The sequence below is a fragment of the Rhizobium terricola genome, assembly GCF_012927355.1.
GTDB classification, from domain to species: Bacteria; Pseudomonadota; Alphaproteobacteria; order Rhizobiales; family Rhizobiaceae; genus Allorhizobium; species Allorhizobium terricola.
Genome location: NZ_JABBGK010000001.1, coordinates 987386 through 1006745, shown reverse-complemented (window position 1 = coordinate 1006745; position 19360 = coordinate 987386). Strand labels below are relative to the sequence as shown.

General features: G+C 63.3%; 21 protein-coding genes. 10 read left to right on the top strand and 11 right to left on the bottom strand.

The genetic code is table 11. The features are described from left to right. Positions 1–42: 42 nt before the first annotated feature. Genes HHL25_RS04720 through HHL25_RS04710 form a run of 3 tightly spaced genes read right to left on the bottom strand, consistent with a single transcriptional unit; the run spans position 43 to position 1299 of the window. On the bottom strand, positions 43–462 hold the full coding sequence (locus tag HHL25_RS04720; protein ID WP_169587752.1) for a DUF2267 domain-containing protein: 420 nt from the start codon (positions 460–462) through the stop codon (positions 43–45). A gap of 17 nt (positions 463–479) precedes the next feature. Then, entirely contained in the window at positions 480–845 is a 366-nt protein-coding gene (gene yidD / locus HHL25_RS04715) for a membrane protein insertion efficiency factor YidD (protein ID WP_169587750.1), read from the bottom strand. 1 nt (position 846) lies between these two features. Next, positions 847–1299, bottom strand: a complete 453-nt coding sequence (locus HHL25_RS04710) for an iron-sulfur cluster assembly scaffold protein (protein ID WP_169589570.1) — start codon at positions 1297–1299, stop codon at positions 847–849. A 274-nt stretch (positions 1300–1573) separates the two neighbouring features. Here HHL25_RS04710 and folE point away from each other — a divergent pair, with 274 nt between their 5' ends. From folE to HHL25_RS04695, 3 genes are all read left to right on the top strand, one after another. Further along, positions 1574–2179 carry a GTP cyclohydrolase I FolE gene (gene folE, locus HHL25_RS04705; RefSeq protein ID WP_169587748.1) on the top strand — a complete coding sequence of 202 codons (606 nt, stop codon included), beginning with the start codon at positions 1574–1576 and terminating at the stop codon, positions 2177–2179. A gap of 23 nt (positions 2180–2202) precedes the next feature. Then, complete coding sequence (hisI, locus tag HHL25_RS04700) at positions 2203–2658, top strand: phosphoribosyl-AMP cyclohydrolase (RefSeq protein WP_169587746.1); 456 nt, start codon at positions 2203–2205, stop codon at positions 2656–2658. Between the two features lie 110 nt (positions 2659–2768). Next, positions 2769–3731: a patatin-like phospholipase family protein gene (locus HHL25_RS04695; RefSeq protein WP_169587744.1), complete on the top strand. Its 963-nt coding sequence runs from the start codon at positions 2769–2771 to the stop codon at positions 3729–3731. A 106-nt stretch (positions 3732–3837) separates the two neighbouring features. On the opposite strand, the gene HHL25_RS04690 is transcribed toward HHL25_RS04695, so the two are convergent. Together HHL25_RS04690 and HHL25_RS04685 are read right to left on the bottom strand one after the other, a co-directional pair. After that, on the bottom strand, positions 3838–4272 hold the full coding sequence (locus tag HHL25_RS04690) for a CBS domain-containing protein (RefSeq protein ID WP_169587742.1): 435 nt from the start codon (positions 4270–4272) through the stop codon (positions 3838–3840). A 117-nt stretch (positions 4273–4389) separates the two neighbouring features. After that, positions 4390–5172 carry a rhomboid family intramembrane serine protease gene (locus HHL25_RS04685; RefSeq protein WP_246701683.1) on the bottom strand — a complete coding sequence of 261 codons (783 nt, stop codon included), beginning with the start codon at positions 5170–5172 and terminating at the stop codon, positions 4390–4392. Positions 5173–5473: 301 nt separating this feature from the next. Between HHL25_RS04685 and HHL25_RS04680 the strand changes: the two genes are divergently transcribed. Then, positions 5474–6085, top strand: coding sequence for a PilZ domain-containing protein (locus tag HHL25_RS04680; RefSeq protein ID WP_169587740.1), 612 nt, complete (start codon positions 5474–5476; stop codon positions 6083–6085). Positions 6086–6118: 33 nt separating this feature from the next. Here HHL25_RS04680 and HHL25_RS04675 read toward each other — a convergent pair whose 3' ends face one another. Beyond that, positions 6119–9475 (bottom strand): YhdP family protein, encoded by a 3357-nt coding sequence (locus HHL25_RS04675; RefSeq protein ID WP_169587738.1) that lies wholly within the window; start codon positions 9473–9475, stop codon positions 6119–6121. Between the two features lie 177 nt (positions 9476–9652). Between HHL25_RS04675 and bcp the strand changes: the two genes are divergently transcribed. The 6 genes from bcp (at position 9653) to HHL25_RS04645 (ending at position 15080) form a co-directional block, all read left to right on the top strand. Beyond that, positions 9653–10123, top strand: coding sequence for a thioredoxin-dependent thiol peroxidase (bcp, locus tag HHL25_RS04670; RefSeq protein ID WP_169587736.1), 471 nt, complete (start codon positions 9653–9655; stop codon positions 10121–10123). Then, complete coding sequence (locus HHL25_RS04665; RefSeq protein ID WP_169587734.1) at positions 10120–10953, top strand: ferritin-like domain-containing protein; 834 nt, start codon at positions 10120–10122, stop codon at positions 10951–10953. Before bcp ends, HHL25_RS04665 begins: the two co-directional genes overlap by 4 nt. 99 nt (positions 10954–11052) lie before the next feature. After that, positions 11053–12354 carry a M23 family metallopeptidase gene (locus tag HHL25_RS04660; protein WP_169587732.1) on the top strand — a complete coding sequence of 434 codons (1302 nt, stop codon included), beginning with the start codon at positions 11053–11055 and terminating at the stop codon, positions 12352–12354. Positions 12355–12406: 52 nt separating this feature from the next. Next, positions 12407–13030, top strand: coding sequence for a LysE family translocator (locus HHL25_RS04655; protein WP_169587730.1), 624 nt, complete (start codon positions 12407–12409; stop codon positions 13028–13030). Between the two features lie 145 nt (positions 13031–13175). Further along, complete coding sequence (locus tag HHL25_RS04650) at positions 13176–14672, top strand: DEAD/DEAH box helicase (protein WP_169587728.1); 1497 nt, start codon at positions 13176–13178, stop codon at positions 14670–14672. Next, positions 14673–15080 (top strand): NUDIX domain-containing protein, encoded by a 408-nt coding sequence (locus HHL25_RS04645; protein ID WP_169587726.1) that lies wholly within the window; start codon positions 14673–14675, stop codon positions 15078–15080. Here HHL25_RS04645 and HHL25_RS04640 read toward each other — a convergent pair. Genes HHL25_RS04640 through HHL25_RS04620 form a run of 5 tightly spaced genes read right to left on the bottom strand, consistent with a single transcriptional unit; the run spans position 15042 to position 19358 of the window. After that, complete coding sequence (locus HHL25_RS04640) at positions 15042–15428, bottom strand: TfoX/Sxy family protein (protein ID WP_169587724.1); 387 nt, start codon at positions 15426–15428, stop codon at positions 15042–15044. The genes HHL25_RS04645 and HHL25_RS04640 overlap by 39 nt on opposite strands. A 3-nt stretch (positions 15429–15431) precedes the next feature. Further along, the gene (locus HHL25_RS04635) at positions 15432–17066 is read right to left on the bottom strand and encodes an NTP transferase domain-containing protein (RefSeq protein WP_169587722.1); all 1635 of its coding nucleotides are present in this window, start codon (positions 17064–17066) and stop codon (positions 15432–15434) included. Continuing rightward, the gene (locus HHL25_RS04630; RefSeq protein WP_169587720.1) at positions 17063–17770 is read right to left on the bottom strand and encodes an XdhC family protein; all 708 of its coding nucleotides are present in this window, start codon (positions 17768–17770) and stop codon (positions 17063–17065) included. Before HHL25_RS04630 ends, HHL25_RS04635 begins: the two co-directional genes overlap by 4 nt. After that, positions 17770–18099 (bottom strand): XdhC family protein, encoded by a 330-nt coding sequence (locus tag HHL25_RS04625; protein ID WP_169587718.1) that lies wholly within the window; start codon positions 18097–18099, stop codon positions 17770–17772. Before HHL25_RS04625 ends, HHL25_RS04630 begins: the two co-directional genes overlap by 1 nt. Continuing rightward, positions 18096–19358, bottom strand: a complete 1263-nt coding sequence (locus tag HHL25_RS04620; protein WP_169587716.1) for a vWA domain-containing protein — start codon at positions 19356–19358, stop codon at positions 18096–18098. The genes HHL25_RS04625 and HHL25_RS04620 overlap by 4 nt, the downstream gene beginning before the upstream one ends. Positions 19359–19360: the final 2 nt, after the last annotated feature.

The following is a 19360-nucleotide window of genomic DNA, read 5'->3' as shown; positions in this document are numbered from 1 at the left end:
GATAATCCGAAACAGCCTGTGAGTAAAGGTTTTGTTGGCCCGTCATGCAGTCCAGAACTGCTTCGCCCCCGGCGGCAATTCCGCAAGCACCGCTTCGAACGCAGTGAGGTCGATATGGCGGCGCATCACAGCGGCAACGTCGCTGAGCGCGGTATCCGTCGAGAAGTTGTGGTCGGGACGCAGCGCTTTGACTTCGCGGGTCATCTCCGCAAACGTGCCGAACGGCAGGCGCGGCTCTTCGACATCCCAGTCGCTGACGAACAGCGCCCGTAGAACCGGCGGCAGTGTATCGGCGAATGCGAGGGCCTGCTTCGTCGTCAGCCGCCGGCGGAAGACCTGAAACACGCCCTGCAGCATCGTGTAGCACTGATGCGTCGTCTGCAGCATCGAGGTGTCGCGCAGGTCTTCCATGAAGGCATCAAAATCGCGTGACGCCTGTCGATACTCCATCGGCATCGGCATAATTGACGCTCCTTCGACTAATGCCTTCGACCGAGCCGCCAGAAGGACCAAGGCGCCCACCAATGGGTGCTGACGGGCAGCGTCTCCGGAACAGGATCGACACCCCAGGTGCCCCCCGGCCCGCAGCGGCCTACCCGAAACAGCGTGAGCCAACCACCCGACCACAGACCATGCCGCGCGATCGCCTCATAGCCGTATTCCGAACAGGTCGGCATGTGGCGGCAGGAATTGCCGATGAGACTGGACAAGGTCAACTGATAGAGGCGGATGAAGCCCATCCCAATGAGCCGTCCGGGCGTCTTGCGGAACGGCCCCGACCAGTTGCGCGACCGCGAAACGCGACGCGGATCATTCTGATGCCCGCATCCGGGCGCGTCGCACATCTCAACCCGCCACGGCGACTGCCGGGCTTCTTGCCTCGATCTGGTCGAGACAATCGACCACCGCGTCGAAGGTGAGCATGGTAGACGCGTGGCGCGCCTTGTAGTCCTTGACCGGCTTCAGGAACCGCATGTCCTCGAACCGACCCGTCGGCCCCTCGCCTCCCTCCTTCAGCATGGCGAGCATGTCCAGACGCGCCTGCCGGATCTCAGCCCCGGTGGCTCCGACCACGTGCCGGGCCATGATGGAGGACGAGGCCTGGCCGAGGGCGCAGGCCTTGACCTCATGGGCAAAATCGCTGACGCGGCCGTCGGCCATCTTGATATAGACCTTGACCCGCGACCCGCAGAGCTTCGAGTGCTTCTCCGCGCTCGCATCCGCATCGGCAAGCCGGCCGCTACGCTCGATATTGCCGGCAAATTCTAGAATTCGCGAATTGTAGATGTCGTCCATGATCGCTCTGGCACTCTCCCAAACGGTGCATACGCAGAATCTTGCGGCCGGATTGTCGCCGTAAACGCAACACTGTGTAGCGCCGTCGTTCCTTCACACTCGGTGAAACGCTATTATATGAGAGTTGAGAATTCGGTCCAAACAAAACAAGGGCAATCCCCCTCGTCGGATCGACAATCGCAAGAACGGGCTTGCCAAGATGACCCAAGTTACGCATTTACAGGCGGAAAAAGCCAAACAGTCGGTCCGCGACCCGAAGGACCGGGAGGCCACCAGAATGGATGCCATCGTGAACAAACTCGCCCCCGTCGACCAGCGACCGAGCCGCGAGGAAGCCGAAGACGCAGTCCGCGTACTTCTGCGCTGGGCCGGCGACGACCCGGACCGCGAGGGCCTGCTCGACACTCCGAAGCGCGTAGCCAAGGCCTATCGAGAACTTTTCTCCGGTTATGACGCCGATATCGAGGAGGTGCTGGGCACCACCTTCGAGGAGGTTGCCGGCTATGACGACATCGTCCTCGTGCGCGACATCCCGTTCTTCTCCCATTGCGAACACCACATGCTTCCCGTCATCGGCAAGGCGCATGTCGCCTATCTGCCTGACGGCCGTGTGCTCGGATTGTCCAAGATCGCCCGCGTCGTCGAAGTCTTCGGTCGCCGTCTCCAGACGCAGGAAGCCATGACCGCGCAGATCGCCGCCGCGATCGACGAGAGCCTGAGCCCGAAGGGCGTCGCAGTCTTCATCGAGGCCGAGCACATGTGCATGGCCATGCGCGGCGTCCAGAAATCGGGCTCCACCACCCTCACCACCACCTTCACCGGCCGGTTCAAGGACAACGCCGCCGAACAGGCGCGCTTCATGTCGATGGTCCGCGGCCGCTGACGCTTTACCGAACGGAAAACCCGATGGCCGTCGCTTTCGATCCGCCGCCTGCCGACAAGCACGCCCTCGAGGGCGCCGGTCCCTTCACGCCGAAGTTCGACGCCAACGGTCTCGTCACCGCCGTGGTGACGGACGCCCGTGACGGCGAACTGCTGATGGTCGCCCATATGAATGCCGAGGCCGTCGCCCTCACCCTGGAAACCGGCATCGCCCATTACTACAGCCGCTCGCGCGCAAAAATCTGGAAGAAGGGCGAAAGCTCGGGCAACCTCCAGACCGTCCGCTCGTTCCGCACCGATTGCGACCAGGATGCCGTCTGGCTGAAGGTCGAGGTCGCCGGCCACGATGCAACCTGCCACACCGGCCGCCGCTCCTGCTTCTACAGAACCGTCGAACTCAAGGACGGCCAAGCGGTGCTTGCAATCACCGACGACCACCGGCATTTTGATCCGGATACGGTTTACGGCGACGGCAAATAGGCAGGACGGCCCACTTTCGGACATCTCCGTCCGGCCACTTAACGAATGGGTAAACATCCAGTGCGCTAAATGAGCTCTGGGAGTTGTTCAGCCATAAGGGTGTTGCGGAGATGCTGAACTGGAGTCTGAAGAATGCTGCGTCGGCCAAATCGTTGCAGCCTGCGGAGAACACGCCGGTGATCGGCCTGCCGCCCGAAAAAGAACCTGAAAAACCGAAGAAGACCAAGATCGCGTTGGCGCTTGGTGGCGGCGCCGCCCGTGGCTGGGCCCATATCGGTGTATTGCGCGCTCTCGACGAGGCAGAGATCGAAGTCGGCATGATCGCCGGAACCTCGATCGGCGCGCTTGTCGGCGGCTGTTATCTCGCCGGAAAGCTCGACGAACTGGAAGTCTTTGCCCGCTCGCTCACCATGCGCCGCATTGCCTCGCTGCTCGATCTGACGATCGGCGGCGGCGGATTGCTCGGCGGCATGCGGCTTACCAAGCGCATGCAGGAACACCTGCAGGGTCTGATGATCGAGGATCTGCCCAAGCCCTTCGTGGCAGTGGCATCCGAGTTGAACAGTGGCCATGAAGTCTGGATCGACGGGGGGCACCTGATCACGGCGCTGCGCGCATCCTACGCCCTTCCCGGCATTTTCGAGCCGGTGAAATGCAACAACCGCTCGCTGATCGACGGCGCGCTCGTCAATCCGGTGCCGGTTTCCGTCTGCCGCGCCTACGAACAGCCGCTGGTCATGGCCGTGAACCTGCATTACGACGTCTTCGGGCGTTCCGCAGTCGTCAAGCACCGAGCGGGCGAACTGCGCGACGGGTCAAGCGCCGAAGCGCCGAAGGATCCCAACAAGATCGGCCTCACCGGCGTCATGGTGCAGGCCTTCAACATCATCCAGGACCGGATTTCGCGCGCCCGCCTCGCCGGCGATCCTCCGGATCTGGCGTTGCATCCCCGTGTCAACGAGATCGGCCTTTCGGAATTCCACAAGGCGGGAGAAGCAATCGAGCGTGGCTACGAGGAAGCGAAGGCCCGCATCGGCGAGTTGAAGCGCATGCAGGAAGCTTACGCCCGCTGAACCCTTCAGCGGCGCCCCGTCGAGCGACGCCGCAACTGACATGAAAACCGCGGGGCACGATCGACCAGGCAAGCGTCACCGGCGCCGATCCACCCCGCAGGATGCCTCAGCCGGCGATGTAGGCCTTGATCTGCTCGGCCTCGGTCTCGATCTCGTGGATGCGGGATTTCACCACGTCCCCGATCGAGATGATGCCGCAAAGCTTGCCGTTGTCTTCGACCGGTACGTGGCGGAAACGACGGCTCGACATCACTTCCATCAATTCGTTGACGGTCGTTTCCTCGCGGCAGCGAAAGACGTTCGCGGTCATCATGGATGAGACCGGCTGATCGAGAGACGAAGAACCGGCCTGGCCGATCGCGCGCACGACGTCGCGTTCCGTGAAGATCCCGACGATCCGGCCTTCCATGCCCACGACCACGACCGCACCGATCTTGTGTTCTTCGAGCACGCGGGCGGCTTCGGCCAGCGTCACGTTCGGTCCAATCGTGACGACGCTGCGTCCCTTCACTTCGAGTATGCTTCTGACAGTCGCAGACATTTCGCTCCTCCTTCGCATTCATCCCGTTCGCGTCAAAAGCCCCACCCTCCATGCGGCCGCGACGCACGAAAATGGTGCCTGTTATCTCAGGAGATTGCAATACGCCGTTGTAGCGGCCTAACGGAGCCGAATTTCGCTGCGTATCGGATCGAACAGCGCAAAGAACAGGAAGCCGAACAGGAAGCCGCCGATATGGGCATCCCAGGCAACGGTTCCGGCAAAATCGCCGAACAACGGCAGGCCGAGCGCGATGGCCACATTGCCGGCAAACCAGACGAGAATGAACACCCGGACCGTCTTCAGGGAAAGTGCCGCACCGATGGACAGTCGCGGCGGCTGGTAGCCGGTAAAGGACGGCAAGGCGCGCCCGGACAGGCCGATCGCAAATCGGCAGGCGGCCCCCATCAATCCCGAAACGACACCCGAGGCGCCGATCATGACGGTCGGTTCGCCCCAATTGAAGGCAGCATGGAAGATCGCCCCGGCAGCCGAAGAGGTGATCCAGAAAATTACGAACCGCATGTTGCCGATGCGGCGCAGGACCGGCGTTCCGAACGCGGCGAGCCAGAGGCCGTTGAAAGCGAGATGTTCGATGCTACCATGCAGGAACGAATACGTCACCGGGCTCCACAGCCACTCGAAACCCTGCTCGGAAAGTGGATAGACATAACGAACCGGCGAGAACCCGAAGGTGATGGCGAGCCACTGCGCGAGCGGCGCCGACAGCACGAGCGACTGAATGGCATAGATCAGTGCGAGCCCGCCGAGCACAATCAGGATACCGGAGGGCAGATTGAAGATCGGCTCCGCCTTGCGGGGATGAGGGGCACCACCTTCGGCAGGGCCGTCGCCATCGGGCGACTGGGGTGGCATTTCATCCATGACTTCGACCTTCCGCATATCTTCCCCGTGACATATCCCAGGGACGGAACAAAAAAAAGCCGTCCGGGGCAAACCGGACGGCTATCGGGTCCCCCAGGTTTTAACCCGTACCCGAAAGTCTGTGCCGAAGGACAACCTTCGTGAAGTCATGAAAACGTTTGCCACATCACGAAAATCCACGCAACGCTTGGAAAGTATTAACCTTAACTGCGGTTCTTGAAGAACTTCCACCGGCGGCATGTCCGCCTCTGATAAAACCATATGTTAACGGCTTGCCGCTAAGCATTTAACGATAGCCAAATATTTCAGAACCTGACTCATGTATTCAACTCAGGCAGCGCAGAACAGCGGTCTCGTATCCCCTGCACAAAGGCGGGCGTTCCAACGCGTGGCCGTCAATCTGCAGGGCCGCCTGATGCTGGCCAACTACGAGGAATATGTCTGCAAGGTCGTCGACATGTCACCGGGCGACGTGCGCTTCGCCTGCGCCGGCTGCCCGCTGCCCAATGAACGGGTCATCGCCTATATCGACCATCTCGGCCGCGTCGAAGGCACCGTGCTCAAGCTGGTCGATGACGGTTTCGTGATGTCGATCAACGCCACGGGACGCAAGCGCGAGAAGCTCGCCGCGCAGCTGACCTGGATTGCCAACAAGCATGAACTCGGACTCCCCGAGGATCGCCGCCACGATCGTCTGACACCGCGGAACACGCGGACCGAGCTCCTCCTCGAAGACGGGCGCCGCTACCCCTGCCGCCTCATGGACCTGTCGCTTTCGGGTGCCGCCGTCGATATCGACATCCGCCCACCGATCGGCACGGCCGTACAGCTCGGCAACATGCGCGGCCGTATCGTCCGCCACTTCCTCGAAGGCGTGGCAATCGAGTTCCTGACGCTCCAGTCACGGGAAGCGCTCACCGAATTCCTGTAAGCCTGCCCGCCGGTCATCCGGCAGCCAATACCATCACCGGAATTCGAAGATCTGCCGGAACACACCCGGCGCGATGATCGACAACGGATTGATGACGAGTTTCGGCTGATCCGCAGCCCCCGTCAGCTTGAAGGTGATGCCCAGCAGCCCGCGGTCCCGGCCATTGCCGAGAAGGATGCCGATGACCGGTAACTCGCCGAACAACCGGTTGAGGCCATAGGCCGGCATGAAGGTTCCGGTCATGTCGATCTGGCCACGGCTGTCGCGCACCAGTCCCTGGAACGTCGCCCCGATCTGCTCTCCCCGCACGATGCCATTGTCGACCCGAAGCGCGCCGTCCGAATACACGAGCCGTGCAAAGGCCCGCTGGAACCGCGCAGAACTGACGTCGATATCCTTCTTGACCGCGCTGTTCAGGCTCTGGCCGCCCGCTCCGGCCGGCGTGGTGACGATCGATTGCAGACGCTCTTCGTTCTCCACCTGAAAATTGCGGATGTCGAAGGAGCCGTTCCAGATGCCGTTGGCGCCTTCGGAAAGCTTGAGATTGAGCAGCCCGCCATTCATACGGTTGTAGAGATTGACGAAACGCGCGAGCGCCCCGGCATCGCTGGTCGTCACGGAAACCTCGCTCAGCCCCTCGGGGCGACGCAGCTTCGAAACGACCGCCTGGCCACTGTCAGTCACACCGGAAAAGTCGAGCGCCGTCGTCTTGCCGTCGCGCGATCCATAGACGATCGAAACACCCGACAGGCTTCGGTCACCGAAGCCCACCACGCGGTCGAGACGTCCCTGGAGCTTGATGCCAGGAGACTTGCTGCCGCCATTCTTGGCCGCACCGTCGCCCGGCGATTTCAGCTGCGAAATCAGCGAGCGGACATCGGCCGACTTGCCCGACACCGAGACATCGTAGCCGCCCTTGCTTTGACGTATGACGAGCGCATAGTCATCCGCCGGAGAGAGCCGCATCCGGGACAGATCGGCTGAAACAAGCCCGGACTTGCCGACAATCAGCTTGCCGACTGCGCCGAAACCGTCGCCGGTCAACTCGAACTTGTCGATCGCGGTCTGGTCATCACCTTCAACGACCTCGAAGCTTGCCTTGGCGGGGATGCCCTGCCCCTTCGACCATCCGACCCAAGGAACGGTCAGCGTCGCACCGCGCATGTCGATCATCGCGGACTGGCGCTTGTCGTCGACCCGCGTCAACTCGACGGTGATTGGCCCATTGACCAGATCGTCGAGCCCCGGAACGAGCCGCCGCCGTTCCTCGTTGTCGAGCTTGACCTTGACGACACGCTCCCGCTCCACCGGTTCATCCTTGTCGACGGGTTCGACCAGCCGGATGTCAATGGGCACGCCGTCGATGCTTGCCTTGCCTTCCAGCCGTGCCGCTTTCGGATCGACGTCCAGCTTGCCCGCGAGGTCGGTCACCTTTCGGTTGGCGAAGGGCTTGGCGACATCGACGTCGGCAAGATCCAGATGGGCGCTCCACACCGGCTCGGGCGGGTTCTGGTCGGAGATCAGGCCGAGCCGCACGGACGCATCGCCCTTGACGGCGCCGGAGAAATCCTCGACCGCAAATCCGATCCGCTCCAGCGCCCGGATGGGCTTGAACGAAACAAGTTCGGCCACGGCGTCCGCCGCACCTGACACTGACACATCGATATCGGCCATCAGCGGCTTGACGTAGACATTCTCCAGAGCGAGTTGGCCGTGTTCGAGTTTCACCACGCGTCCGGACGGGAAATAGGATGCAGCCGAATGAATCGTCGTCACCACCTTCTGGCCCGAGAGCTCGAAATGGGCATTGGTGTCGCGCAGCGGCGGGATGTCGCCAGTGATGTTCATCCGCGCATCGGCGATGTCGAAGCTGATCCTCAGCTCGTCCTGGTTGAGGTGCAGCGGACGCGGCTCGACGGTCAGCCGGTCCTGAGGGATGAAGACGGAGATCTGCCCGTTACTGATCGTGCCGCCGAAGATGTTGGCAAGCACCCAGCGCCGCGCCTTGGAGGCGATCCAGTAGGGCCACAGCTGCTTGACGACCGACGACTTCATGTTGCCGATCAGCGCATCGAAACGCACCTCCGGACCGGTCCCCACAAAACGGACGCCGAGAGAAGCATCCATCCTGCCCTGCGGAGTCGACACCGTCAGGGTATCGAGCTGAAGCTCATGTGCGTCATTCACATATTTCCCGAACGCCTTGAGAGAAAACGGAAAAGGTTCATCACCCGAGGCAGGAACAGCGGCCCGGCCCTCGCTGACGACAAGATCGATTCCGAACCCGGAGCCCGATTTTTCATTTCCGGGCAACCGATCGAGGTCGATCAGTCCTCCGGACAACGGCATTACCATCGGGCCGAACTCGGCCTTGGAATTGGCAAGTTCAAGCGTGTGCTTGTCGAAATTGTAGGATAGATTCAGCCGGGCACGGGTCAGGTCCTGGTCATTGCCGTCGGCATAAATCTTGCCGCCGGCCGTATCGACGATGGCGCTCATGGCTGGCGCCTGGCCGTCGGCACCGCGCTTGGCGGAAATCGTCACCTCCGCGGACCCGTCGAGACCCTGCCTCGCATTGCCCTTCTTGTCCCGCTTCAACAGGAATGGAGTGAGACGCACATCCGCAAGCCGTAGCGTGAAGGACCGGGCCTTGCCGCCGCTATTGGCAGTGAGCGCGGAGATCTCTGTCTGCTGGCCATTGACGGACACCGCCCCGAAGAAGGACAGGGAATCATCCGCTCCCCGTTCCATGGCGAGATCATCGACCGTAATCGTCAGGGGGCGTCCGCCGACGCCCTTCGCGGCGATCGAGAGCCCGCCGACGCGCATCCGGTCCAGACCACCCTTGGCGATGAAGGCCTGGATCGTATCGAGTTCGAGGAAAGCCCGCTCGAGCGCTGTGGGGATCTTGTCGACCCGCAGTGTCGAGAGATCGATCGGCGGCCCGGATGGCAGGAGGTTGGCGTCGAGCGCGACACCTTCCGTGACGATCTCGCGAACCTGGAACTTGCCACGAAACAGCGCCATCGGATCGAGTACCAGGCCAACCGACTTCGTCAGCGCCAGCGGGCTTGCGCCGCCCTCGGGCACGATCGACACGTCGCGGGCTTCGACAGCCAGCTGGAAATTGTCCGAGAAGCGGATCGCGGTGCTACCGACCTCTGCACGAAATTTGGGACCGACGGCTGCGTTGAGAACGCTGCGTGCGCCTTCGGAAAGCGTCGAATCGAGCGCCCCGCTCTCGATGACGGCAAAGACGCCCCCGGAGACGACCACGGCGATCCCGACGATGCCGACAAGATAGCGCGTGACACGCCGACCCCAGGACGACGGCGGAGGGCAATGGACGATCAGGGGATCATCGACGCGAGACGACGGTAGCTCGTGCAAGGGCACGATGTCCTGCCTGCGAAAACGTATCTTTTCGCCCCGGATTTCTCCCATCTGCCGGTGATTGTCTCCGTCGATCGATGCCGATATCACAGCCGGGGTGGACGGCTGCGTTGCGGACTATATATCGAAGGCGCGGATATTCATCCACAAAGCGGGCAAAAGAAAGGTTATCCCATGGCAGATTTGGCAGCGGGCGACATGGCTCCGGACTTCACCTTGCCGACCGGCGGCGGCGGCGAGGTCTCGCTTTCAGCCCTTCGAGGCGCCCCGGTGGTTGTCTATTTCTACCCGAAGGACGACACGAGCGGCTGCACGACCGAGGCACGCGATTTTACCGCGCTCGCCGAAGAATTCAAAAAAGCAGGGACGAAAGTCATCGGCGTCTCGCCCGATTCGGTGAAAAGCCACGACAAGTTCGCCGCCAAGCACGGCCTCAACGTGCTGCTGGCCTCCGACGAGGAAAAGTCCATGCTCTCCGCCTATGGCGTCTGGAAGGAAAAGAGCATGTATGGCCGCACCTACATGGGTGTCGAGCGCACCACGTTCCTGATCGATGCGGACGGCCGCATCGCGGCCATCTGGCGCAAGGTCAAGGTGGCGGGCCACGCGGAAACCGTCCTCAACTCGGCTCGCGCGCTGCGATGACCGGCAGCATTACGGGCCTGACGATCGGTTCGCTGCGGGATGGCGCGACACACGCCATCCGCTCCTCCGATCTCGACGAGAAGATCGAACTGGCCCAGGAAACCGCGCGCCGATGGCACGAACGGCGGCTGTCGCTCCGTTCGCCCCTCGACCCGGACCTCCCCGAGCGCCCTGGCCGTCCCGCAAGGCCAGAGCTCGTGCCTCCGCGGGCAACCGAGAAGCGCTCTCTGCACACCCTGCCCGGCCGCATCGCCATGCTGCATGCGCTCGCCCATATCGAACTCAACGCCGTCGACCTTGCCCTCGACATCGTCGCCCGCTTTGCCAGCGAACCGGTGCCTCATTCCTTCTTTGACGGTTGGATGCAGGTCGCCTTCGAGGAGGCGAAGCACTTCCGCATGGTGCGCGACCGCCTGAAGGCCCTTGGGGCCGACTATGGCGACATGCCGGCCCATGACGGTCTCTGGCAGGCCGCCCACTCGACCCGCAATGACCTTACCGCAAGGCTCGCGGTCGTGCCCCTCATTCTCGAGGCCCGCGGCCTCGACGTGACGCCGTCGCTGCAGGACAAGATGCGCGAGACCGGCGACATCGAAAGCGCCGACGTGCTGAAGGTGATCTACGAGGATGAAAAGGGCCATGTGGCCGTCGGCGCGAAATGGTTCCGTTTCCTCTGTGCCCGCGAGAAGAAGGACCCGGCCGCGACCTTCAAGGACCTGGTCCGTGCGAACTTCCGTGGAGCCCTCAAGGCGCCATTCAACGACGTCGCGCGCGCCGAGGCCGGCCTCACGCCATCCTTCTACCGCTCGCTGACCTCGACCAGCAGCTGAGCCCCTCCCCAAGTCCTTCAATTCACTCTAATTCAGTGAATATTAACCTTAACCGCGTGTAATCGCGTCAGGTTTCAGTCGGATTCGGCTGGAGGCGTGATGGAGATACCCGTGGCGGGCAAGTCAACAAACCAGGTCTTTGGCAAGCGTCGGCAACAGCATGTTGTCATCCTGGCAAGCGGCGACAAGATTCGCCACATGACAATCCGCCCCTGGATGGCCGGCCTTGCCCTGTGTTTTGTCGGCATGATGGCGATCGGCTATCTCGGCGCGACCACCTATCTCGTCTTTCGCGACAACCTGATTGGCGCCTCGATGGCCCGTCAGGCTCGCATGCAGCACGAATATGAGGATCGCATCGCGGCCCTCCGAGCCCAGGTCGATCGCGTCACCTCCCGTCAGCTGCTCGATCAGCAAGTGGTCGAGGAGAAGGTCGAGAAGCTGCTCGAGCAGCAGATGGCGCTGACGACGCGCCACGGCCGACTGGGCGCGCTGCTCGACCGCGCCGAGGCTGCCGGCGAACTGCCTTCCTCCGGCCCCCTCCCTACAGTCAAGCCGAACACGGACAACCGCCAGGCAAGCCTTTCAGGCGGGGTTCAGGCGATCGAGAAACTGCTCGGCGGCAAGCCCGACACGTCGCAATCCAGCACCACCGCGCTCGGCTACGTGCCGTTGCAGGACACCGTCGCCGATCGGGCCGACCGGGTTTTCTCCCACATGACCCTGTCGCTGAAGGACATCGAACAGGATCAGCTCGAGCGTATCCAGCGACTGACCACCGGCGCCAGTGCCACCGCCGACGAAATTTCGGGTATTCTCCGCCGCAACGGCGTAGCGGTCGACGACGAGATATCACTTCAGGACAGCGACGCGATCGGCGGGCCTTACATGGCGCCCCAGCCGTCGGAAGCTTTCAACGCATCGCTCAACGAACTGGACGCGGCACTGAGCCGTCTCGAAACCGTGCGCGACACGGCCAAGCGCCTGCCCTTTGCAAATCCCGCTCCCGGCAAGGACATCACCAGCCGCTTCGGCAACCGACCCGATCCGTTCTTCGGCGGGCTCGCCATGCATGCCGGCATCGACTTCCGCTCTCCCGTCGGGGGCGAGATCCGCAGCACCGGCGCCGGCAAGGTCATTGCGGCGGGGCCGGCCGGCGGCTATGGCAACATGGTCGAGATCGACCACGGGCTTGGCATCACGACCCGCTTCGGCCACATGTCGCGCATTCTTGTGAAGGTCGGAGACGAGGTCGCCAGCGGGGACCTGATCGGCCTTTCCGGCAACACCGGCCGCTCGACCGGGCCGCATATCCACTACGAGGTCCGCCGCAACGGCGAAGCGGTCGACCCCATGCACTTCCTCAATGCCGGCATGAAACTCACCAGCCTGATCGATTGACAGCAACCGCTCCGAGCCTAGACTTCCGATCCGGATCGACGCCGGAGGAATCATGGAACCGCAGGCTCTGCTGGGATTTGCCCTTGCATTCTTTGTCTTCGCGGCCAGCCCCGGCCCCGACAACATGACCATCATCGCGAGAACGGTTTCCCATGGTGCAGCGTCCGGCGTAGCCTATGGCACGGGAACGGTGATCGGCATCCTGATCTATCTCGCCCTTGCGGCTTTCGGCCTGTCGATCCTCGCCGAGGAGATGGGCTTCCTCATGAGCGTGCTGCGCTACGGCGGGGCGGCCTATCTGATCTACATGGGCATAAGGCTCTGGATTGCCGTGCCGGTCATCCCCGAAACGACATCGCGCGAACGTTCCGGCGACCTCGTGACCGTCTGCCTGACGGCCGTCGCCCTCAATCTCGGCAATCCCAAGATGCCCCTCTTCTATCTGGCTCTCCTGCCGAACTTCGTCGGAACCGACTTCGGCCACGAGGCCTATCTCGCCCTCGCCGCAGTGATCGTCGCCGTCGAGGCAATCGTCATCGGCACCCATGTCTGGCTGGCCGGGAGGGCGCGGCGTCTGTTGCGCACCCCGCGGGTTATCAAAACCGTCAACCGCGGTGCCGGAACGGTCCTTGCGGCAGCCGGACTTGCGGTTATTGCCACCCACCGCGGCAATTGATGCGTCTATTCACCCTTTATTACTGCAAATGCCGGGGTTTCCTTGACTTTCAAGCTTTTTGGCACTATCCCGCGCTGACGTTAGCGCCCGCGTTCAGGGCGATTCAACAGTGTTCGCAAGAACCGGAACGGAAACAGATTCCCCTTTGACCACATTTGCTGACCTTGGCCTGAGCCAAAAAGTACTTTCAGCCGTCACCGACGCCGGCTACACCACGCCCACGCCGATCCAGGCCGGCGCCATCCCGCCGGCCCTGCAGCGTCGCGACATTTGCGGCATAGCCCAGACCGGAACGGGCAAGACGGCATCCTTCGTGCTGCCGATGCTGACGCTTCTTGAAAATGGCCGGGCCCGGGCGCGCATGCCGCGCACCCTGATCCTTGAGCCGACGCGCGAACTCGCCGCGCAGGTTGCCGAGAATTTCGAAAAATATGGCAAGAACCACAAGCTGAACGTAGCCCTCCTGATCGGTGGCGTTTCCTTCGAGGAACAGAACCGCAAGCTCGAGCGTGGCGCCGACGTGCTGATCTGCACGCCCGGCCGCCTGCTCGACCATTGCGAACGCGGCAAGCTGCTGATGACCGGCGTCGAGATCCTCGTCATCGACGAAGCCGACCGCATGCTGGACATGGGTTTCATCCCGGACATCGAGCGCATCGCCAAGATGATCCCGTTCACCCGGCAGACGCTGTTCTTCTCGGCGACCATGCCGCCCGAGATCCAGAAGCTCGCCGATCGCTTCCTGCAGAACCCCGAACGCATCGAAGTCGCACCACCGTCCTCGACCGCGAAGACGGTCACGCAGCGCATCGTCGCCGTCCACAACAAGGACTACGAGAAGCGTTCGCGCCTGCGCGACCTGATCCGCGCCCAGGACGACCTGAAGAACGGCATCATCTTCTGCAACCGCAAGAAGGATGTCGCGGACCTGTTCCGTTCGTTGGAGCGTCATGGATTTTCGGTCGGTGCGCTTCACGGTGACATGGACCAGCGTTCGCGCACCAACATGCTGGCGGGCTTCAAGGACAACCAGATCACGCTGCTCGTCGCCTCCGACGTCGCCGCACGCGGCCTCGACATTCCCGACGTCAGCCACGTTTTCAACTTCGACATTCCGATCCATGCGGAAGACTATGTCCACCGCATCGGTCGTACCGGTCGCGCCGGTCGCTCCGGCGCCGCCTTTACGCTTGTGTCGCGCGCCGATACCAAATATCTCGACGCGATCGAGAAGCTGATCGGTCAGCAGATCGAATGGCTCGACGGCGACCTTTCGACGCTTCCCGCCATGGCCGAAAGCCATGACGAAGGTCGCAGCAAGCGCGGCTCGCGCGACAAGGACAAGGGACGCGAACGCCGCGGCGGTCAGAAGTCTGAAACAAAGACCGAGCATAGCAAGGCTCGGGACGTCGAAGAGAGTGTTGTGGAAGTGGCAAGGACCGAAACAGTGACCAGCGAGCGCAAGGCAGACAGGCGGCCCAGCCAGGCCAACCGCAACACCAGGCCGAACCCTGCCAACGACGACCAGCGCGAGCGTCGCCGCAACCACTATCGCGATCACGACGACGGCCCGACCCCGGTCGGCTTCGGCGACGAAATTCCGGCCTTCATGCTGATCGTAGCAGCCGCCGCGAAATCCTGAATGGGTAAGCCCGGCATCGATTTTCCCGGTGTCGGCGTCGGGCTGGCAATACTGCGCGACGGCAAGCTTCTGCTCTGCCGTCGCCTCAAGGCACCGGAAGCCGGATTCTGGAACATTGTCGGCGGCAAGGTCGATCATCTCGAACCCGCCGAGACGGCAGCGCGCCGTGAGGCGGAAGAAGAAACCGGACTGACGATCGGCAGGCTCTCCTTCGTCATGGCTTCCGAGCAGATCATCGACGCCGACCGCCAGCACTGGGTCTCCCTGCTCTACAAGACCGATGACGTCAAAGGCGAACCGCAACTGACCGAGCCGGACAAGCTTGCGGAAATCGGCTGGTTCGATCTCGACGCCCTGCCGACACCCCTCTCAGCCTTTACCCACGCCATCCTTCCGTTTCTTCGCTGACATCCGCGATCGCTGCGGCTTGACCTTGCCGGCCTCGACCCTGAGGCCCGCCTCGAAGGCAAGCCGCGCCCATTTCGCCATCTCGTCGGGATCATCCAGCGCATCTTCGGGCGTCGACCAGTAGGGCATAGCGACGGGGCTCTTGCCCTCGCGTTGATAGACCCACTGGCGCGCGCCGGCAGCCGAGAAGAGCGGTGCGGTCTCTTCATCTACCTTCAGCATGATTTCGTCGAACAGATAAAGCGCAAAGATGACGCCCTGGCAGTAGATGCCCTTGCCGCCGAACATCCGCTTCACCGTGACCGGCCCTAGCGAGGCAAAAAGATCCTCGATTTCGACGTTGTCCATCCTCTATCCCTTCAAGACGCCCCCGGCCGCGACAATCGCCTCCGGCGTATCCACGTCGAGACGCGCAGCGGCGCCGATCTCGATGTCGATGACCGGAAGGCCGGCCGTCTCGATGATCGGTCGCGCACCAATGTCGCCTTCCAGCGTCTTCACCGCCTCGAAGGTCGAACGCGGTAGGATCACGGGATTGCCCCTTTGACCGTCGGCCACGGCACGCACGATCGCGCGGCCGCCGGACGCCTGGAAGGCCGAAACCAGGGCGTCGAGATCGTGAGCCGATACGCCCGGCATGTCCGCGAGCATGACGAGCACGCCATCGGCTCCGCCGGCATTGGCGGCACTGACGCCGGCCTTCAGCGAGCTTGCCATGCCGCTCGCATAGTCCGGATTGTCGATGCAAGTGACGTCCAGCCCCTCAAGACAGGCGGAGATTTCGGTGGCACGGTGTCCGGTGACCACGAAAACCGGGCCTGCCTCGGCCTCTCGCGCGATCCGGGCCGAGCGGCGCACCAGCGGCTCCCCGTCGAATTCGGAGAGAAGCTTGTGGCGCCCGTCGTCACCCATCCGGCTCGCCCGTCCGGCGGCAAGCAGGACAACAGCGACCCGGGTCGGATGCGGTTCGGACCCGACAAGTTCGCGCGGCAGCGGCCGGCTCGGGATTTCCATCAGCAATCCCCCTACGCCAAGTCCGGTCAATTCATGGCTCGCTGGGAACTCGCCCGCCAGCAATCGGTTCAGCACCCAGTCGAATCCGTTTTCCTTGGGCGAGCGCGCGCAACCCGGCGCACCGATGACCGGCACGTCGGCGGCATGACCGAGCACCAACAGGTTCCCCGGATCGACCGGGAGCCCCACCTGATCGACCACGCCCCCGGCCATCCGGATTGATTCGGGGATGACGTCGACCGCATCGCACATCGCCGATGCCCCGAACACGATGATCATCGACGGCTCGGCGCAACGCCGTCCAAGCGCCGCCTCGATGGCGGAGGCGACCGCATCCGCCCGATGCGCCACCCGCTGCTCGTGGACGAGCCGGCTTCCCGATGGCGCAAGCCGGTGTTCCAGCACACGCGCCGTCTTGTCCATAACCGAAACCTTCAGCGACGGCAGTTCGGTGGCGATCAGGTGGACGGCATGCGGCCGATACGGTTTCAGCGCAAAGGCGTCGCCCTCGCAAAGGATCTGCCGCGCCGTCTCGACACTGTCGCGCCGTGCTGCGAGCGGAATGATCTTCGCGGTCGCGACAAGGTCGCCGTCGCGCACGTCGCTGTGGTCGGCAAGCGTGGCCAGCGTGATCGAGGGATCGACGCGATTGAAGCGATCGACGAGCGACCGGTCGGCGACGAAGAGCCCGTTGCAGGTCGCGTAGAAATTCACCCGTCCGGTCGAGGCCGGCGAGAGACGCAGATGCGCCGGATGGATCGCGGACGCGCAACGGTCCGCCGCGGCGTCTTCACCGAGATCGTCATCCTCCATCCGGCAGGCGATCACGCTGGCGATGCCGGCCGCTGACAGGAGCGCGAGGTCGACTTCCTGCAGCACATGGCCCTTGGCCAGCTTGCCCGACGGCAGCTTCACCGCATGGGCAAGGATGAGGCCTTCGGCATCGGCTACGGAAAACTCGCCGAAGATCATGCGGCAGCACTCCCCGCGCCGTCGAGCGAACGCCGGCGGAAGGCCTGGATGACGTCGGCGAGCACCGCGACCGCGATTTCGGCCGGTGTCGCCGCCCCGATATCGATGCCGACGGGAGCAGAAATCCGCCCGATTTCCGCGTCGGAGAACCCCTCCGCCTTCAGCCGCTCGACCCGTTTCGCGTGGGTCTTGCGGCTGCCCAGTGCCCCGACATAGAAGCAGCCGGCCCGTAGAGCCGCTGCAATCGGGAAATCATCGATCTTGGGATCGTGCGTGACGGCGACCAGCGCCGAGTAGCGGTCGAGCGGACGGCTTGAAAGCACGTCCTCCGGCCAGTCTGCCACGAGATCGACCCCTTCGAAACGCTCGGGGGTGGCAAAGGCCGTGCGCGGATCGATGATGGTCATGTCATATCCGGCGATCGCAGCCATCGGATAGAGCGCCTGGCTGATATGCACCGCCCCGATCACGACGATCCGCGGCGGCGGCAGGTGCACGTTGAGAAAGACCGACCGCCCCTCAATCTCGACGGAGCCGGACTTGCCGGAGCGGAAACGCTCCACAATTTCCTCGCCGAGCGGCCCCGGCACAGTCTCCCCCTCGACCACGAGCCGGTCTCCGCCCTCGGCAAGATCCGTGACCAGGACCGCCGCTTTCCGTGCGAGCCGCGCCTCGTTCAGACGCTTGAGATTGTCAAAATCCATCAGCCGAGCCTTTCGACATAGACGCGGATCCTGCCGCCGCATGACAGGCCGACCCGCCATGCCGTCTCGTCGGCAACGCCGAATTCCAGCATCTTCGCCTGACCTGACTGCAATACGTCGAGTGCCTCGGTGATCACGGCGCCCTCGACGCAACCACCCGACACCGAGCCCTCGAAATTGCCCTCTGCGTCGATCACCAGATGGCTGCCCACCGGGCGGGGCGCCGAGCCCCAGGTTTCGACGACCGTCGCAATGGCGACGTCCCGCCCCTGCCCCACCCAGTCCTCGGCAATGAAAAGCGGATCCCTGACCTGCGTGTCGATTGTCACTGATACCTCCTGAGATCGTTGATCAGGCGCCGCCGATCGCCGCCGTCGTCGGCCGTGCCGGACAATGCCGCGACCAGATCCGCGAGCGAATTCAGATTGTGCACCGGTCTCAGCTCGTCGACATGCGGCAGGATTGCCCGTACGCCGCGCGCCCGCGCCTCGAACCCCTCGAAACGCAGGAGCGGATTGAGCCAGATCAGCCGGCGGCAGGAGCGGTGCAGGCGGTCCGTCTCGGCCGCAAGCAGCTCCGTGCCCTCGCGTTCCAGTCCGTCCGTGATCAGCAAGACGATCGCTCCCTGCCCGAGTACGCGCCGAGCCCATTTATGGTTGAACTCCCGGAACGTCTCGCCGATCCGCGTCCCGCCGGACCAGTCGCGGACGACCCCCGTGCATTGATCGATCGCCTCGTCCGGATCGCGATTGCGCATCTGCCGTGTCACGTTGGTGAGCCGGGTCCCGAAGAGAAACGTGTGCACCTGTCGCCGGCGCTCGGTCAGCACGTGCAGGAAATGCAGGAAGATGCGCGTGTACTGGCTCATCGATCCGGAAATGTCGGCGAGCACGACAACCGGCGGCGGACGGCGGCGGCGTTCGCGGTATCTCGGCAGGATGAGATCGCCACCGGTGCGCATCGCAGCGCGCATCATTGCACGCGCATCGACATGGCGTGAGCGCGGCGCCGGACGGTGCCGGCGGGTCGCAATGTCGTCGACCGGCATCGCCATGCGTTCGATCTGCCGGCGGGCCTCCGACAACTCGTCGGCCGTCATCTGTGCAAAATCGGTGCGGCGCAGAACCTCGCTGCCGGACACCGTCATCCGCGCATCGATCTCGATGTCGGGCTCGTCGCGTTCGCGGCTGCTGCGATCACGGGCGGCGAACAGCGCATCGCTGACCCTGGAAGCTCCGGCCTTCGCCTTTTCGCGCTCGCTGCTGTCGAGCGCGACCGGCGACATCATCGCGATCATCTTCTCGACGAGGTCGCGTGATCGCCAGAACAGTCGGAATGCCTCGTCGAAAACCGGCTGGTCCTCGTGGCGCTTGACGAAGATCGCCGAGAGGGCCGCGTGGAATTCCTCGCGCGATCCGATCCCGATGACACTGACGGCGGAAATCGCATCGGCCACGGCCCCCGGCCCCGGCTTGAGCCCCGCCTTGCGAAGCACGCGGCCGAAATAGACGATGTTGTCGGCAAGCCTTCCGTCACCGATCGGCGGCGTCACGACGACAATGCCTTCCCCGGTCCCGGGCGTCTGCATGG

Excerpts from the sequence above, each read along its gene's own strand:
- HHL25_RS04635 (WP_169587722.1), bottom strand. The coding sequence starts at position 17,066 with ATGATCTTCGGCGAGTTTTCCGTAGCCGATGCCGAAGGCCTCATCCTT.
- folE (WP_169587748.1), top strand. The coding sequence starts at position 1,574 with ATGGATGCCATCGTGAACAAACTCGCCCCCGTCGACCAGCGACCGAGC.
- HHL25_RS04690 (WP_169587742.1), bottom strand. The coding sequence starts at position 4,272 with ATGTCTGCGACTGTCAGAAGCATACTCGAAGTGAAGGGACGCAGCGTC.
- HHL25_RS04630 (WP_169587720.1), bottom strand. The coding sequence starts at position 17,770 with ATGGATTTTGACAATCTCAAGCGTCTGAACGAGGCGCGGCTCGCACGG.
- HHL25_RS04645 (WP_169587726.1), top strand. The coding sequence starts at position 14,673 with ATGGGTAAGCCCGGCATCGATTTTCCCGGTGTCGGCGTCGGGCTGGCA.
- HHL25_RS04695 (WP_169587744.1), top strand. The coding sequence starts at position 2,769 with ATGCTGAACTGGAGTCTGAAGAATGCTGCGTCGGCCAAATCGTTGCAG.
- bcp (WP_169587736.1), top strand. The coding sequence starts at position 9,653 with ATGGCAGATTTGGCAGCGGGCGACATGGCTCCGGACTTCACCTTGCCG.
- yidD (WP_169587750.1), bottom strand. The coding sequence starts at position 845 with ATGTGCGACGCGCCCGGATGCGGGCATCAGAATGATCCGCGTCGCGTT.
- HHL25_RS04665 (WP_169587734.1), top strand. The coding sequence starts at position 10,120 with ATGACCGGCAGCATTACGGGCCTGACGATCGGTTCGCTGCGGGATGGC.
- HHL25_RS04660 (WP_169587732.1), top strand. The coding sequence starts at position 11,053 with ATGGAGATACCCGTGGCGGGCAAGTCAACAAACCAGGTCTTTGGCAAG.
- HHL25_RS04720 (WP_169587752.1), bottom strand. The coding sequence starts at position 462 with ATGCCGATGCCGATGGAGTATCGACAGGCGTCACGCGATTTTGATGCC.
- hisI (WP_169587746.1), top strand. The coding sequence starts at position 2,203 with ATGGCCGTCGCTTTCGATCCGCCGCCTGCCGACAAGCACGCCCTCGAG.
- HHL25_RS04620 (WP_169587716.1), bottom strand. The coding sequence starts at position 19,358 with ATGCAGACGCCCGGGACCGGGGAAGGCATTGTCGTCGTGACGCCGCCG.
- HHL25_RS04655 (WP_169587730.1), top strand. The coding sequence starts at position 12,407 with ATGGAACCGCAGGCTCTGCTGGGATTTGCCCTTGCATTCTTTGTCTTC.
- HHL25_RS04640 (WP_169587724.1), bottom strand. The coding sequence starts at position 15,428 with ATGGACAACGTCGAAATCGAGGATCTTTTTGCCTCGCTAGGGCCGGTC.
- HHL25_RS04685 (WP_246701683.1), bottom strand. The coding sequence starts at position 5,172 with ATGCGGAAGGTCGAAGTCATGGATGAAATGCCACCCCAGTCGCCCGAT.
- HHL25_RS04680 (WP_169587740.1), top strand. The coding sequence starts at position 5,474 with ATGTATTCAACTCAGGCAGCGCAGAACAGCGGTCTCGTATCCCCTGCA.